Consider the following 12,435-nt stretch of genomic DNA (forward strand, 5'->3'; position numbering starts at 1 on the left):
CTGGCGTCAAGACATCGTCGTGATAGAATGCCGCGCTTTCCAAGGAGTATGGATAGTGTGTTTGTCATCAATTCATGTTGTTGACAGTTAATGAGGAAGCTTGCGCAGCAGTTGCCAGTCGCCTTGCCCCGAACCCTGCACAGCACCGCGCCAGGATTATGAGACTTACACCCGTATTATTGCTGCTTTGCCTTACCCTGCTGCCGGCCCTTGGTCAGGCGGCGGGCAAGACCGTGTACGGTCTGAACGAATATGCGCGCCTTGGCGACCTCGACCTTGAGGTGGCTGCCAAGCTCGATACCGGGGCCAAGACTGCGTCCTTGAGTGCCCGCGACATCAAGCGCTTCAAGCGCAACGGTGAAAGCTGGGTGCGCTTCTACCTGGCCATCGACGCCGCCCACTCGCACCCCATCGAGCGCCCACTGGCCCGGGTCAGCAAGATCAAACGCCGGGCGGGTGACTATGATGCGGAATCAGGCAAGGCCTACACCGCCCGCCCGGTCATCGAACTCGACATCTGCATGGGCCAGGCCCGACGCACCATCGAAGTCAACCTCACCGACCGCAGCGCGTTCCAGTTCCCGCTGCTGATCGGCTCCGAGGCGCTCAAGCACTTCGACGCGCTGGTCGACCCAAGCCTTAAATACGCGGCCGGCAAACCTGCCTGTGCCACCGACGCTCCCAAAGCAGAGTAATCCCGATGCGCTCTCTTACCCTCCATCTGAAAGTCCTGATCACCGTACTGGTGCTACTGGGCGTGGCGGTCACGGCTTATCAGATCTTCTTCCTCGGCATCCCGGTGACCGAGGATGAAACCGACGACCTGTGGAATATCGACGCCAAGGTCGAATTCGTCGCCAGCACCAAGGACCCGGTCAAGGTGCAGATGTTCGTGCCGCCGCTGAACCGCGACTACGTCAGCCTCAACGAGAGCTTCATCTCCAACAACTACGGGGTCAGCGTCAACCGCGCCGACGGCAACCGCAAGGTGACCTGGTCGGCCCGCCGCGCCAGCGGCAACCAGACCCTGTACTACCGGCTGGTGCTGACCAAGCGCTACAGCAACGAAAAGACGGCCATCAAGGGCCCGACCTTCCGTGACAGCCTGGCCGTCGAGGGCCCCGAGAAGATCGCCGCAGAAGCCCTGATGGCACCGATCCGCCAGCATTCCGCCGACGTCGAGACCTTCGTCAGCGAAACCATCAAGCGGGTCAACAACCTCAACGACGACAACGTCAAGCTGCTGCTGGCCGGCGACACCTCGTCCATGAAGAAAGCGCAGATCATCGACCTGCTGCTGTCCATCGCCCACGTGCCGATGGAGAAGGTACACACCATTCGCCTGGTGGCCGACACCCCGCAGACCCCCGAGCTTTGGCTGCGCAGCTTCAACGGCAACGACTGGCTGTACTTCAACCCGGACACCGGCGAACAGGGCCTGCCCAGCGACCGCCTGCTGTGGTGGACCGGTGACGACAACCTGATCACCGTCGATGGCGGCAAGAAGGCCAACGTCACCTTCAGCATGAACAACAGCGAGATGAATGCCATCCGCCTGGCCAAGCTGACCGACGAGAACACCGACGCCGACTTCCTCGAATACTCGCTGTACGGCTTGCCGCTGCAGACCCAGCAAACCTTCATGATCATGGTGATGATCCCGATTGGCGTGCTGGTGATTCTGGTCCTGCGCAACCTGATCGGCATCCAGACCCTGGGCACGTTCACCCCGGTACTGATCGCCCTGGCCTTCCGCGAAACCCAGCTGGGCTTCGGCATCGTGCTGTTCACGGTGATTACCGCGCTGGGGCTGTCGCTGCGCTCGTACCTGGAGCACCTGAAGCTGCAGATGCTGCCGCGTCTGTCGGTGGTCCTGACCTTCGTCGTGGTGCTGATTGCCGCCATCAGCCTGTTCAGCCACAAGCTGGGCCTGGAGCGCGGCCTGTCGGTGGCGCTGTTCCCGATGGTGATTCTGACCATGACCATCGAACGCCTGTCGATCACCTGGGAAGAACGCGGTGGCGGCCATGCCATGAAAGTGGCCATCGGCACCCTGTTCGCCGCCTCCCTGGCGCACTTGCTGATGATGGTGCCGGAGCTGGTGTACTTCGTCTTCACCTTCCCGGCGGTACTGCTGATCCTGGTGGGCTTCATGCTGGCGATGGGTCGCTACCGCGGCTACCGCCTGACCGAGCTCGTTCGCTTCAAGGCATTCGTGAAGAAGGCTGACGCCTGATGTTTGGCCTGATCAAGACGTGGAAAGCCCTGGAGGCCCGGGGCATCATGGGTATCAACCGGCGCAACGCGGACTACGTCCTGAAGTACAACAAGCGCCACCTGTACCCGATCGTCGACGACAAGATCATCACCAAGGAGCGCGCGCTCGCCGCCGGCATCCATGTGCCGGAAATGTACGGCATCATCGAGACCGAGAAGCAGATCGAGAAGCTTCACGAGATCATCGGCGGGCGTAACGACTTCGTCATCAAGCCGGCCCAGGGCGCCGGCGGTGACGGCATCCTGGTGATCGCCGACCGCTTCGAGGACCGCTATCGCACGGTGTCGGGCAAGATCATCAGCCACGAGGAAATCGAGCATCAGGTCTCGAGCATCCTCACCGGGCTGTACTCGCTCGGCGGGCACCGCGACCGCGCGCTGATCGAGTACCGGGTCACCCCGGACCAGATCTTCAAGAGCATCAGCTACGAAGGCGTGCCGGACATCCGCATCATCGTGCTGATGGGCTACCCGGTCATGGCCATGCTGCGCCTGCCGACCCGCCAGTCGGGCGGCAAGGCCAACCTGCACCAGGGCGCCATCGGCGTGGGTGTGGACCTGGCCACCGGCGTGACCCTGCGCGGCACCTGGCTGAACAACATCATCAGCAAGCACCCCGACACCACCAATGCGGTGGATGGCGTGCAACTGCCGAACTGGGATGGCTTCATGAAGCTGGCGGCCGGCTGCTACGAGCTGTGCGGCCTGGGCTACATCGGCGTGGACATGGTCCTGGACCAGGACAAGGGGCCGCTGATTCTCGAGCTCAACGCGCGCCCCGGGCTGAATATCCAGATCGCCAACGATACCGGGCTGACCCAGCGCACCCATGCCATCGAGGCGCACATCGAAGCACTGGCCAAGGAGGGCATCACCGAAGATGCCGAGCAGCGCGTTCGGGTTACACAGGGCCTGTTCGGGCACGTGCAGCCGCGCTGAAATCGTGGGGCTGCTGCGCAGCCCTTTCGCGACACAAGGCCGCTCCTACAGGACACCGCGTAACTCTGTAGGAGCGGCCTTGTGTCGCGAAAGGGCCGCAAAGCGGCCCCAAGGCGCAACCCAAAGCTTTAATGTCGCCCCAGCGCTAGGCGCTTTTCCTACACAGGTCTACAATCGCCCTCCTCGCTTTTACATCGCCGTCCACACTGATGCCGACCTGTACGCTCCACCCCCTGCCCTACCAGCCCGACCCTGCCGCCTACTTCGCCCGCCTGCGCCAAGCGCCCGGCGCGATTCTGCTCGACAGCGCCCGCCCCGGCGCGGAGCGCGGACGCTTCGACTTGCTCAGCGCCTGGCCCCGGCAACACCTGCAAGCACAGCCCGATGAAGACGGCCGCACCTTCCTGCAGCGTCTGCGCGCCGCACTGGCCGAACTGGGCCACGCACAACTCCCCGACGGCATCGAATTGCCATTTGCCGGCGGCCTGATCGGCTACCTGAGCTACGACTTCGGCCGCCGCCTGGAGCATCTGCCCAGCCAGTCCATTGACGATCTCAGCCTGCCGGATGCACAACTGGGTGTGTATGCCTGGGCCATGGTCACCGACCACCTGCTCGGCAGCAGCCAGTTGGTATTCCACCCAAGCCTCGCCAGCGCAGAGCGCGAGCGCCTGATCGCCTTGTTCGAAGCCCCAGACATCACGGCAAGCGGTGATTTCACGCTGCTCGCCCCCATGCTGGGAGATTTGCAGCCCGAGCAGTACCGCGCCGCCTTCGACCAGGTACAACGCTACATCCAGGCCGGCGACTGCTACCAGATCAACCTCACCCAACGCTTTCGCGCCCCTTGCCAGGGCGACCCATGGCGCGCCTACCAGGCACTGCGCAAGGCCTGCCCGACGCCCTTCTCCGGCTACCAGCAACTGGCTGACGGCAGCGCGCTGCTGAGCTTTTCCCCGGAACGTTTCATCCGCGTCAACCAGGGCCAGGTGGAAACCCGCCCCATCAAGGGCACCCGCCCGCGCTCGGCCGACCCGACTGTCGACGCGCGCAATGCCGAGGAGCTGCGCCACAGCCCCAAGGACCGCTCGGAAAACCTGATGATCGTCGACCTGTTGCGCAATGATCTGGGGCGCACCTGCCAGATTGGTTCGGTGAAAGTGCCCGAGCTGTTCAGCCTGGAAAGCTACCCCAACGTGCACCACCTGGTCAGCAGCATCACCGGGCAGCTGGCCGCCGACAAGGACGCCCTGGACCTGATCGGTGACAGCTTCCCTGGCGGCTCGATCACGGGCGCACCCAAAATCCGCGCCATGCAGATCATCGACGAACTGGAGCCGACCCGACGCGCACTGTATTGCGGCTCGCTGCTGTACGTGGATGTGCGTGGCGAGATGGACAGCTCCATCGCTATTCGCAGCTTGCTGGTCAAGGACGGGCAAGTCAGTTGCTGGGGCGGCGGCGCAGTGGTGGCCGACTCCGATTGGCAGGCGGAATACGAAGAGTCGATCGCCAAGGTGCGGGTGCTGATGGAGACCTTGCAAGGGCTGTAATCGGGTAGTCGTCTGTGAGGGCCCTATCGCCGGCAAGCCGGCTCCCACAAATACCAGGCTTGCGCTGTACCTGTGGGAGCCGGCTTGCCGGCGATAAGGCCAGCACAGGCACTGCAAGCCCCCAAGGCAGCACGTCTACCCTGCCATTTTTTGTTACCATCAACCCACTACGAGCGCACAGCGCCACAGCCAAGATGGAAACCGCCTGATGAGCCAACCCTTCGACGTCGCCGCCCTGGCCGCGACCTATGCCAACAAGTCCCCGCAGGACATCCTCAAGCTTGCCTTCGAACACTTCGGCGACGACCTGTGGATTTCCTTCAGCGGCGCCGAGGACGTGGTGCTGGTCGACATGGCCTGGAAGCTGAACAAGCAGGTCAAGGTATTCAGCCTCGACACCGGCCGCCTGCACCCGGAGACCTACCGCTTCATCGATCAGGTGCGCGAGCAGTACAACCTGCCGATCGAGATCCTCAGCCCTGACCGCGCCAAGCTCGACCCGTTCGTCAAGGAAAAAGGCCTGTTCAGCTTCTACAAGGACGGCCATGGCGAATGCTGCGGCATCCGCAAGATCGAACCCCTGCGGCGCAAGCTCGCCACCGTCAGCGCCTGGGCCACCGGCCAGCGTCGCGACCAGAGCCCCGGTACCCGCAGCCAGGTGCCGGCGCTGGAAATCGACGGCGCCTTCTCCACGCCAGAGCGCACGCTGTACAAGTTCAACCCGCTGGCACAGATGACCAGCGCGGAAGTCTGGGGCTACATCCGCATGCTTGAGCTGCCGTACAACAGCCTGCACGAACGCGGCTTCATCAGCATTGGTTGCGAGCCGTGCACCCGCCCGGTGCTGCCGAACCAGCACGAGCGCGAAGGGCGCTGGTGGTGGGAAGAGTCAACCCAGAAGGAATGCGGGTTGCATGCTGGCAACCTGATCAGCAAGGCTTAATTAGCTGGGGCCGCTTCGCGCCCCTTTCGCGACACAAGGCCGCTCCTACAGGAAATTGCGTCCCCCTGTAGGAGCGGCCTTGTGTCGCGAAAGGGCCGCAAAGCGGCCCCATGCATTACCCGATCAGTGCACCGGCAGTTCGACACCCTCGAACAGCTCTTCAAGCTCTTGCTTGTTATGGCACTGGATAGCCTTGGCCATCACTTCACGCGTCAGGTGCGGCGCAAACTTCTCGATGAAGTCGCACATGAACCCGCGCAGGAAGGTGCCACGGCGGAAGCCGATCTTGGTGATGCTGGCCTCGAACAGCTCGCTGGCATCCAGCGCCACCAGGTCGCTGTCGAGCTTGCTGTCGACCGCCATCCTGGCCACGATGCCCACACCCAGACCCAGGCGCACGTATGTCTTGATCACGTCGGCGTCGGCGGCGGTGAACACCACTTTCGGCGTCAGGCCGCGGTGGTTGAAGGCCTCGTCCAGCTTCGAACGACCCGTGAAACCGAACACGTAGGTCACGATCGGGTACTCGGCGACCGCTTCCAGGGTCAGCTTCGGCAGCTTGGCCAACGGGTGGCCCTGGGGCACCACCACGCATCGGTTCCACTTGTAGCACGGCATCATGATCAGGTCGCCGAACAGCTCCAGCGCCTCGGTGGCAATGGCGAAATCGACGGTGCCATCGGCCGCCATTTCGGCGATCTGCATGGGCGAACCCTGATGCATGTGCAACGCCACTTCCGGGTACTGCTTGATGAAGCTGCTGATGACAGGCGGCAAGGCATAGCGCGCCTGGGTATGGGTAGTGGCGATGGACAGCGTGCCCTTCTTCTCGTTGGAGAACTCCTGGGCGATCTGCTTGATGCTCTCGACCTTGCGCAGGATTTCACCCGCGGTATTGATGATGCGTTCGCCGGCCGGAGTGACGCGGGTCAGGTGCTTGCCGCTGCGGGCAAAGACTTCGACGCCCAGCTCATCTTCGAGCAGTCGGATCTGCTTGCTGATGCCCGGCTGCGAGGTGTATAGACTCTGCGCCGTCGCGGAGACGTTGAGGTCATGGTGCGCTACTTCCCAGATGTAGCGCAGTTGTTGGAGCTTCATAGGTTTCCCTCGAATCAGCGGTAAGTCAGCGGCAGCAGGCAGCGACGAGATATAACTATATTAGTGGTTCTCGAAATAAAACTAGAACTATTTTGTTACACGCCACTCCGAATGAGCCTACTGCCAAATTCACATTTTCCTACGCCCGAGATGCTGCGAGAGCGGCACCATGTACACCGGCACCGGTGACAGCTGCAGCAGGCGTACCGCCGTTCGACCAATCGGCACGTCCACCCCGGCACCGGCAGCGTGGCTGCCGAAGATCAGTAAATCGACGCTCAGTCGCTGCGCCTGCTCCAGGATGACCTGGGCCGGATCGCCTTGGCGTACGCGGACCGCCTTGATCACGGCCAGGTCGGCGTCTTCACCCAATTCGTCGCGGAAATTTTCCAACACGCGCTGCTCGATGTTGGCCATCACTGTGTTCACACCCTCGCTGTGCAGCTCATCCAGGGTCTGCTCGTCGAGGTAACTTTGCAGGAGGGATTCGGCGAACTGCCCCATGGGCTCCACCGCGTGTATGACATACAGCTCCGCACCGAACGTGCGGGCCAGGGCCAAGGCATGCTGCATGACAAAAGGGGCGTAGACACCGAGGTCGGTGGCGTACAGCATGGAGCGGATCATTCGACCTCCTCGACTGCCGTTGCGGCAGAGCAAGCTTCAGCTTAGCAGCGCGCCGGACGCTCGCTTTGCCGTCCGGCGTACTGCCACAGCGGGCTGCAGAGGTTTCAGCCGGCCCGATTGGCGCGGTCGATGAACGCCAGTGACTGGTAGAGCATGTGCATGCGCGGCAGGTCGCAACCGGCTGCGCGCGCCTGTGCCAAAGGCTCGTGATAGATAGCCTGGAGCTCCAGCGGGCGTTGCTGGGCGTGGTCGTGATACATGCTCGGCCAATAGTCAGGCATTTTCTCGGTGATACGGAACAGGTATTCGGCATACCCCTCGGGCAGCACATGGCCACAGGCCGCAGCGCCCTCCACCACTTCGGCCATCAGGGCCTGGATCAGGTCGCGGCTGTCGGCATCGGCCATCAGCGGTGTGGTGCTGGCCCCGAGCAGTACCGACAGGCCATTGTAGGGCACGTTCCACACCAGCTTCTGCCAGCGCGCCTGGGCCAGGTTGGGCATGGCCTGGGAGTCGATGCCTGCGGCGCGGAACAGCCCGGCGCCTTCCTCGACGACGCCAGCTCCGCCATCGCGAGCAGGCCCGCTGTGATAACCAAGGTTGACCGCACCCAGAGCCTGATGACGGATCTCGCCGGGGCCTTGGCGATTGGCGCAAATGAAGCACAGACCACCGAGCAGGTGCAGGTTGTCGGGCAAGGCGGGTCGCAGCTGCTCTTCGACGCCCAGGCCGTTTTGCAACAGCACGACTTTGGCATCGGCCGCGGCGGCTTGCACGATCAGCGGTGCCAGCTCGGCGTTGTTGGTGGCCTTGGCACCCACCAACAACCAGTCGCACGGCGGCATGTCGGCGGCGCTGGCGTAGGCCTGCACGGGCATCTGCAACGCGCCATGCAGCGCGCTGTCGAGCTTCAAGCCCTGTTCGCGGACCACGGCATACTCACTGCGCAGGAGGAAATGCACGTCAAAACCGGCGCGCGCCAGCATCAACCCATAGAAGCCTCCAATGGCACCACTGCCAATAATGCCGATGCGTGGTTTACGTGGGGCCATGCTGATCTCCTGATAGTTGTGGATGCACTTTTTTGACATAGATTACAGCTTTGTGCGCACACCAATAGCGGCACTAGCCCAATCTGCCAGGGAAAAACCCTGCAACAGCGGGCTCAGGCCATTGTCGCGCCCCCAGTAACGCGCTAAGGTTCGGCTCCCCGCTGCGAACATTCTTGCTGCTGGGCCGCACGGGGATTGCTGGCGGCCGGCACCCGTGACCTGACGAGTAACACGATGGCTGATTTACCGATCGATGACCTTAACGTTGCCTCCAACGAGACCTTGATCACCCCCGATCAGCTCAAGAAGGAAATCCCCCTCAGCGCCAAGGCCCTGCAGACCGTGACTGCTGGCCGCCAAGTGGTGCGCAACATTCTTGACGGCAAGGACCATCGCCTGTTCGTCGTGGTCGGTCCCTGCTCCATCCACGACATCAAGGCGGCGCACGAGTATGCCGAGCGCCTGAAAGTGCTGGCCGAGGAAGTGTCCGATACGCTGTATCTGGTCATGCGCGTGTACTTCGAAAAACCGCGCACCACCGTCGGCTGGAAAGGCCTGATCAACGACCCGTACCTGGATGACTCGTTCAAGATCCAGGACGGCTTGCACATTGGCCGCCAGCTGCTGCTGGACCTGGCCGAAATGGGCCTGCCGACTGCCACCGAAGCGCTCGACCCGATCTCCCCGCAGTACCTGCAGGACCTGATCAGCTGGTCGGCCATCGGCGCCCGCACCACCGAATCCCAGACCCACCGTGAAATGGCCTCGGGCCTGTCTTCGGCAGTCGGTTTCAAGAACGGTACCGATGGCGGCCTAACGGTGGCGATCAACGCCCTGCAGTCGGTGTCCAAGCCTCACCGTTTCCTCGGCATCAACCAGGAAGGCGGGGTGTCCATCGTCACTACCAAGGGCAACCCGTACGGCCATGTGGTGCTGCGCGGTGGCAACGGCAAGCCGAACTACGACTCGGTCAGCGTCGCCCTGTGCGAGCAGGATCTGGCCAAGGCCAAGATCAAGGCCAACATCATGGTCGACTGCAGCCACGCCAACTCCAACAAGGACCCGGCCCTGCAGCCGCTGGTCATGGAGAACGTCGCCAACCAGATCCTCGAGGGCAACCAGTCGATCATTGGCCTGATGGTCGAGAGCCACCTGAATTGGGGTTGCCAGTCGATTCCGAAGAACCTGGACGAACTGCAGTACGGCGTTTCGGTCACCGACGCCTGCATCGATTGGTCGGCCACCGAAAAGACATTGCGCAGCATGCACGCCAAGCTCAAGGACGTACTGCCTCAGCGACAGCGCGGCTGATACAAGACAGGGCCGCTTCACACCCCCTCTGTCGGCTAGCCGGCAATGGGGGTGTGAAGCGGCCCTGCTTTGTCTGAAGGGGTCAGGCCTTGCTTGAATGGCGCTGCTGACGCTCCATGTAGCGCTCTACATACGAGCAGGACGGAATCACCGTATAGCCCATCTGGTCGGCGTACTCCAGGGCCTTCTCGGTCAGCGCCGCAGCGATCCCACGGCCGCGCAGGGCGTTGGGCACGAAGGTGCGATAAATGTCCAGCGTCTGTTTGCCCAGGTCCATGTACGTCAGGTAGGCACGATGACCGTCCACGTTGGTTTCGAACTGATGACCGGCTTGGTCATGGTGGATAGTCAGCGCTTCACTCATCACTACTCCTCGCAGGCCTTTTCGGCAGACCCTTACCTTAACCGATAGTGGTTTATCCGGCGGAGGAACCTCTACGCCACCTCTGCCCCTTGGACCGCAAGCCGAATGCAATGGTTCTGCCGGGCCGGGCACCCCAAATAGTAGGCGCGGGAACCGCGATTGCTCAAGGTGGTGACGCTTAAAAAATAGCAGGATCGAGCGCCTCAGGCGGTGATCCGCCTGGCTTGCAACAGCAACCGGATGTTCTAGGGCTTAAGACGCCGGGCGACAGTTAAAGTCACCGTTAGTTCAACAAAAAAGTTCCTGTACTACAATCGCTTGCGCACGCTGCACGTTTTTTTCACAAACCAGCCGCAATTCTTGTCGACGTGACCTACAGCAACATTTTTTTTGCAGTTCTTGCGCTCAGTCAGTTTACTTACTACAAGTAATGGGTACTATGTACGCCGGCCAGTTTCTCTTTTCCGAGAGATGGCTATTTAATAGAAAGTCCTTGAAGGGGAACACGATGAACAACGTTCTGAAATTCTCTGCTCTGGCTCTGGCCGCAGTTCTGGCTACCGGTTGCAGCAGCGTATCCAAAGAAACCGAAGCTCGTCTGACTGCGACTGAAGACGCAGCAGCTCGCGCTCAAGCCCGTGCAGACGAAGCCTACCGTAAGGCTGACGACGCTCTGGCAGCCGCTCAGAAGGCTCAGCAGACCGCTGACGAAGCCAACGAGCGCGCTCTGCGTATGCTGGACAAAGCCAGCCGCAAGTAATAATCCTCACGGATTGTTATGAAGCCGACCCACTTGTGGGTCGGCTTTTTTATTGCCTCGGCAAAGGTGCCTGACAGAAAGCAAAAGGCCCACCCCAGGCGTTCAGCCGGGAGCAGGCCTTGATGTACCGCGAAAGCCGTTACTGCAGTTCTGGCGGGATGCTCGTGACCATGGGCGCAGCGCCCTGATTATTGACCGGCACGGCAATCTCCACCGGCATGCCATCTTCCGTTGCAACCACGTCACGCACCATGTCCCAGTTCATGCGCAGGTTGTTGGCCAGGTCTTCACGCTTGAGCAAGGCGTTGATCACTGCCGTATGCTTGTCGACCACCGACGGGTTGCCGTGATCGTCCAGCGGCGTGTGCGCCTCGAGGTAAACCTTGCCACCACTGATACCGAACTTGTAGGGCTCGTTGATGATGCGCACTGGTGTTCCTACAGGAACCATCTTCGACAGTTCAAGCACATTGTTGTTGAGCATGCGGAAGCAACCATGGCTAGTACGCATGCCGATACCGAACTTCTTGTTCGAACCGTGAATCAGGTAACCCGGCACGCCCAAGGTGAACTTGAACGGGCCCAGCGGGTTGTCCGGACCAGCCGGCACAACGGCAGGCAGGATGTCGCCGTCCGCAGCATGCTCGGCACGGATCGAGGCCGGCGGCGTCCAGGTCGGGTTCGGCGTCCTGGCGGTGATCTTGGTGTTGGCGATGGGCGATCCCCAGCCTTCGCGACCGATGCCCAGGGGGAAGGTATGCACCACGTTCTGCCCTTTCGGGTAGTAGTACAGGCGGTACTCGGCCAGGTTGATGACGATGCCTTCACGGGCACCCGGCGGCAGTATGTAACGGGTCGGCAGGATGATCTCGGTGCCGGCGCCCGGCAACCAGGGATCGACACCGGGGTTGGCGGCGATCATTTCCAGGTAGCCGAGGTCGTTGGCGGTGCCGATGTCGGCGAAGGTGTCCTCGTACTTGGCCTTGATCACCCGCACTTGGCCGACGATGTCTTCACCGGGTGGCGGCAGGGGCAGTTCCAACGCAACGGCGGGGCCCGCTACCAGCAGGGAGGCCAGGGTCAGGCAACGGGTGACGGCGGGAAAGCGCGGCAACATCCGGTAAATCCTTCGAAAGGTGGGTCAAGACCATCGATTGTACACCCGCCCCGAAGCAAGCGGGAGGCATTGGCGGCTTACAAGCGTTTCAGATGATGAAAGGTGCTCAGAGTTCCGGCCATACGGGGCGCATGCCGCGCCGCTGGGCATCGAGAATCGCCCGGCACAGGTCGCACAAGCGACCGTCGCGGTAGATCGAGCGCGGCACCCCTGACCAGCGTGGCTGGGCCGGCAGGAGGCCGCCGCACAGGGTGCGATCGACCGGCACGCCAAGTTCAAGCTGACGGGCCACGAGGTGGACGCGGATTTCCTGGCAAGCGAACAGGTCGAGCTGCTCATCGGGCTCGATCAGTTGGTAGGCAAACAAGGACCAGGAAGGGCGCGGCATTGGGGG

At 62.0% G+C, this 12,435-nt stretch carries 13 protein-coding genes; 7 read left to right on the forward strand and 6 right to left on the reverse strand.

Annotated features, from left to right (window positions below; genetic code table 11):
• The first annotated feature begins 158 nt into the window (after positions 1-158).
• From ACIPZB_RS23580 to ACIPZB_RS23600, 5 genes are all read left to right on the forward strand, one after another.
• Positions 159-695, forward strand: a complete 537-nt coding sequence (locus ACIPZB_RS23580; protein ID WP_176517667.1) for an ATP-dependent zinc protease — start codon at positions 159-161, stop codon at positions 693-695.
• A 5-nt stretch (positions 696-700) separates the two neighbouring features.
• Positions 701-2,236, forward strand: a complete 1,536-nt coding sequence (locus ACIPZB_RS23585) for an inactive transglutaminase family protein (RefSeq protein ID WP_008093593.1) — start codon at positions 701-703, stop codon at positions 2,234-2,236.
• On the forward strand, positions 2,236-3,216 hold the full coding sequence (locus tag ACIPZB_RS23590; RefSeq protein ID WP_400642961.1) for an alpha-L-glutamate ligase-like protein: 981 nt from the start codon (positions 2,236-2,238) through the stop codon (positions 3,214-3,216). Before ACIPZB_RS23585 ends, ACIPZB_RS23590 begins: the two co-directional genes overlap by 1 nt.
• Positions 3,217-3,425: 209 nt before the next feature.
• Positions 3,426-4,769 carry an aminodeoxychorismate synthase component I gene (gene pabB / locus ACIPZB_RS23595; RefSeq protein ID WP_400642962.1) on the forward strand — a complete coding sequence of 448 codons (1,344 nt, stop codon included), beginning with the start codon at positions 3,426-3,428 and terminating at the stop codon, positions 4,767-4,769.
• Positions 4,770-4,977: 208 nt separating this feature from the next.
• Positions 4,978-5,712, forward strand: a complete 735-nt coding sequence (locus tag ACIPZB_RS23600) for a phosphoadenylyl-sulfate reductase (protein ID WP_400642963.1) — start codon at positions 4,978-4,980, stop codon at positions 5,710-5,712.
• A gap of 123 nt (positions 5,713-5,835) precedes the next feature.
• Here ACIPZB_RS23600 and cysB read toward each other — a convergent pair whose 3' ends face one another.
• The 3 genes from cysB to ACIPZB_RS23615 all read right to left on the reverse strand — a co-directional run bounded on the left by cysB (position 5,836) and on the right by ACIPZB_RS23615 (position 8,489).
• On the reverse strand, positions 5,836-6,810 hold the full coding sequence (gene cysB / locus ACIPZB_RS23605; RefSeq protein WP_008095512.1) for an HTH-type transcriptional regulator CysB: 975 nt from the start codon (positions 6,808-6,810) through the stop codon (positions 5,836-5,838).
• A 129-nt stretch (positions 6,811-6,939) separates the two neighbouring features.
• Positions 6,940-7,437: a universal stress protein gene (locus ACIPZB_RS23610; protein WP_400642964.1), complete on the reverse strand. Its 498-nt coding sequence runs from the start codon at positions 7,435-7,437 to the stop codon at positions 6,940-6,942.
• Between the two features lie 104 nt (positions 7,438-7,541).
• On the reverse strand, positions 7,542-8,489 hold the full coding sequence (locus ACIPZB_RS23615; protein ID WP_400642965.1) for a putative 2-dehydropantoate 2-reductase: 948 nt from the start codon (positions 8,487-8,489) through the stop codon (positions 7,542-7,544).
• Positions 8,490-8,723: 234 nt separating this feature from the next.
• Here ACIPZB_RS23615 and ACIPZB_RS23620 point away from each other — a divergent pair, with 234 nt between their 5' ends.
• Entirely contained in the window at positions 8,724-9,800 is a 1,077-nt protein-coding gene (locus tag ACIPZB_RS23620; protein WP_400642966.1) for a 3-deoxy-7-phosphoheptulonate synthase, read from the forward strand.
• Positions 9,801-9,882: 82 nt separating this feature from the next.
• On the opposite strand, the gene ACIPZB_RS23625 is transcribed toward ACIPZB_RS23620, so the two are convergent.
• A complete protein-coding gene (locus tag ACIPZB_RS23625; RefSeq protein ID WP_008095521.1) occupies positions 9,883-10,164 on the reverse strand; it encodes a GNAT family N-acetyltransferase in 282 nt (93 codons plus the stop codon).
• A gap of 508 nt (positions 10,165-10,672) precedes the next feature.
• Here ACIPZB_RS23625 and oprI point away from each other — a divergent pair.
• Positions 10,673-10,924 carry an outer membrane lipoprotei OprI gene (gene oprI, locus ACIPZB_RS23630; protein ID WP_003259780.1) on the forward strand — a complete coding sequence of 84 codons (252 nt, stop codon included), beginning with the start codon at positions 10,673-10,675 and terminating at the stop codon, positions 10,922-10,924.
• 139 nt (positions 10,925-11,063) lie between these two features.
• On the opposite strand, the gene ACIPZB_RS23635 is transcribed toward oprI, so the two are convergent.
• Both ACIPZB_RS23635 and ACIPZB_RS23640 read right to left on the reverse strand, forming a co-directional pair.
• Entirely contained in the window at positions 11,064-12,041 is a 978-nt protein-coding gene (locus ACIPZB_RS23635) for a L,D-transpeptidase family protein (protein ID WP_400642967.1), read from the reverse strand.
• Positions 12,042-12,147: 106 nt separating this feature from the next.
• Positions 12,148-12,429: a hypothetical protein gene (locus tag ACIPZB_RS23640; protein ID WP_008095532.1), complete on the reverse strand. Its 282-nt coding sequence runs from the start codon at positions 12,427-12,429 to the stop codon at positions 12,148-12,150.
• Between the last annotated feature and the right edge of the window lie 6 nt (positions 12,430-12,435).

It is taken from the genome of Pseudomonas sp. NPDC089396, from assembly GCF_044749545.1.
Taxonomy (GTDB): domain Bacteria; phylum Pseudomonadota; class Gammaproteobacteria; order Pseudomonadales; family Pseudomonadaceae; genus Aquipseudomonas.

What these genes read in the sequence shown, in the direction of transcription:
- ACIPZB_RS23585 (WP_008093593.1), top strand. Translation starts at nt 701, where the DNA reads ATGCGCTCTCTTACCCTCCATCTGAAAGTCCTGATCACCGTACTGGTG.
- ACIPZB_RS23615 (WP_400642965.1), bottom strand. Translation starts at nt 8,489, where the DNA reads ATGGCCCCACGTAAACCACGCATCGGCATTATTGGCAGTGGTGCCATT.
- oprI (WP_003259780.1), top strand. Translation starts at nt 10,673, where the DNA reads ATGAACAACGTTCTGAAATTCTCTGCTCTGGCTCTGGCCGCAGTTCTG.
- ACIPZB_RS23610 (WP_400642964.1), bottom strand. Translation starts at nt 7,437, where the DNA reads ATGATCCGCTCCATGCTGTACGCCACCGACCTCGGTGTCTACGCCCCT.
- ACIPZB_RS23590 (WP_400642961.1), top strand. Translation starts at nt 2,236, where the DNA reads ATGTTTGGCCTGATCAAGACGTGGAAAGCCCTGGAGGCCCGGGGCATC.
- ACIPZB_RS23620 (WP_400642966.1), top strand. Translation starts at nt 8,724, where the DNA reads ATGGCTGATTTACCGATCGATGACCTTAACGTTGCCTCCAACGAGACC.
- ACIPZB_RS23625 (WP_008095521.1), bottom strand. Translation starts at nt 10,164, where the DNA reads ATGAGTGAAGCGCTGACTATCCACCATGACCAAGCCGGTCATCAGTTC.
- cysB (WP_008095512.1), bottom strand. Translation starts at nt 6,810, where the DNA reads ATGAAGCTCCAACAACTGCGCTACATCTGGGAAGTAGCGCACCATGAC.
- ACIPZB_RS23640 (WP_008095532.1), bottom strand. Translation starts at nt 12,429, where the DNA reads ATGCCGCGCCCTTCCTGGTCCTTGTTTGCCTACCAACTGATCGAGCCC.
- ACIPZB_RS23635 (WP_400642967.1), bottom strand. Translation starts at nt 12,041, where the DNA reads ATGTTGCCGCGCTTTCCCGCCGTCACCCGTTGCCTGACCCTGGCCTCC.
- pabB (WP_400642962.1), top strand. Translation starts at nt 3,426, where the DNA reads ATGCCGACCTGTACGCTCCACCCCCTGCCCTACCAGCCCGACCCTGCC.
- ACIPZB_RS23580 (WP_176517667.1), top strand. Translation starts at nt 159, where the DNA reads ATGAGACTTACACCCGTATTATTGCTGCTTTGCCTTACCCTGCTGCCG.
- ACIPZB_RS23600 (WP_400642963.1), top strand. Translation starts at nt 4,978, where the DNA reads ATGAGCCAACCCTTCGACGTCGCCGCCCTGGCCGCGACCTATGCCAAC.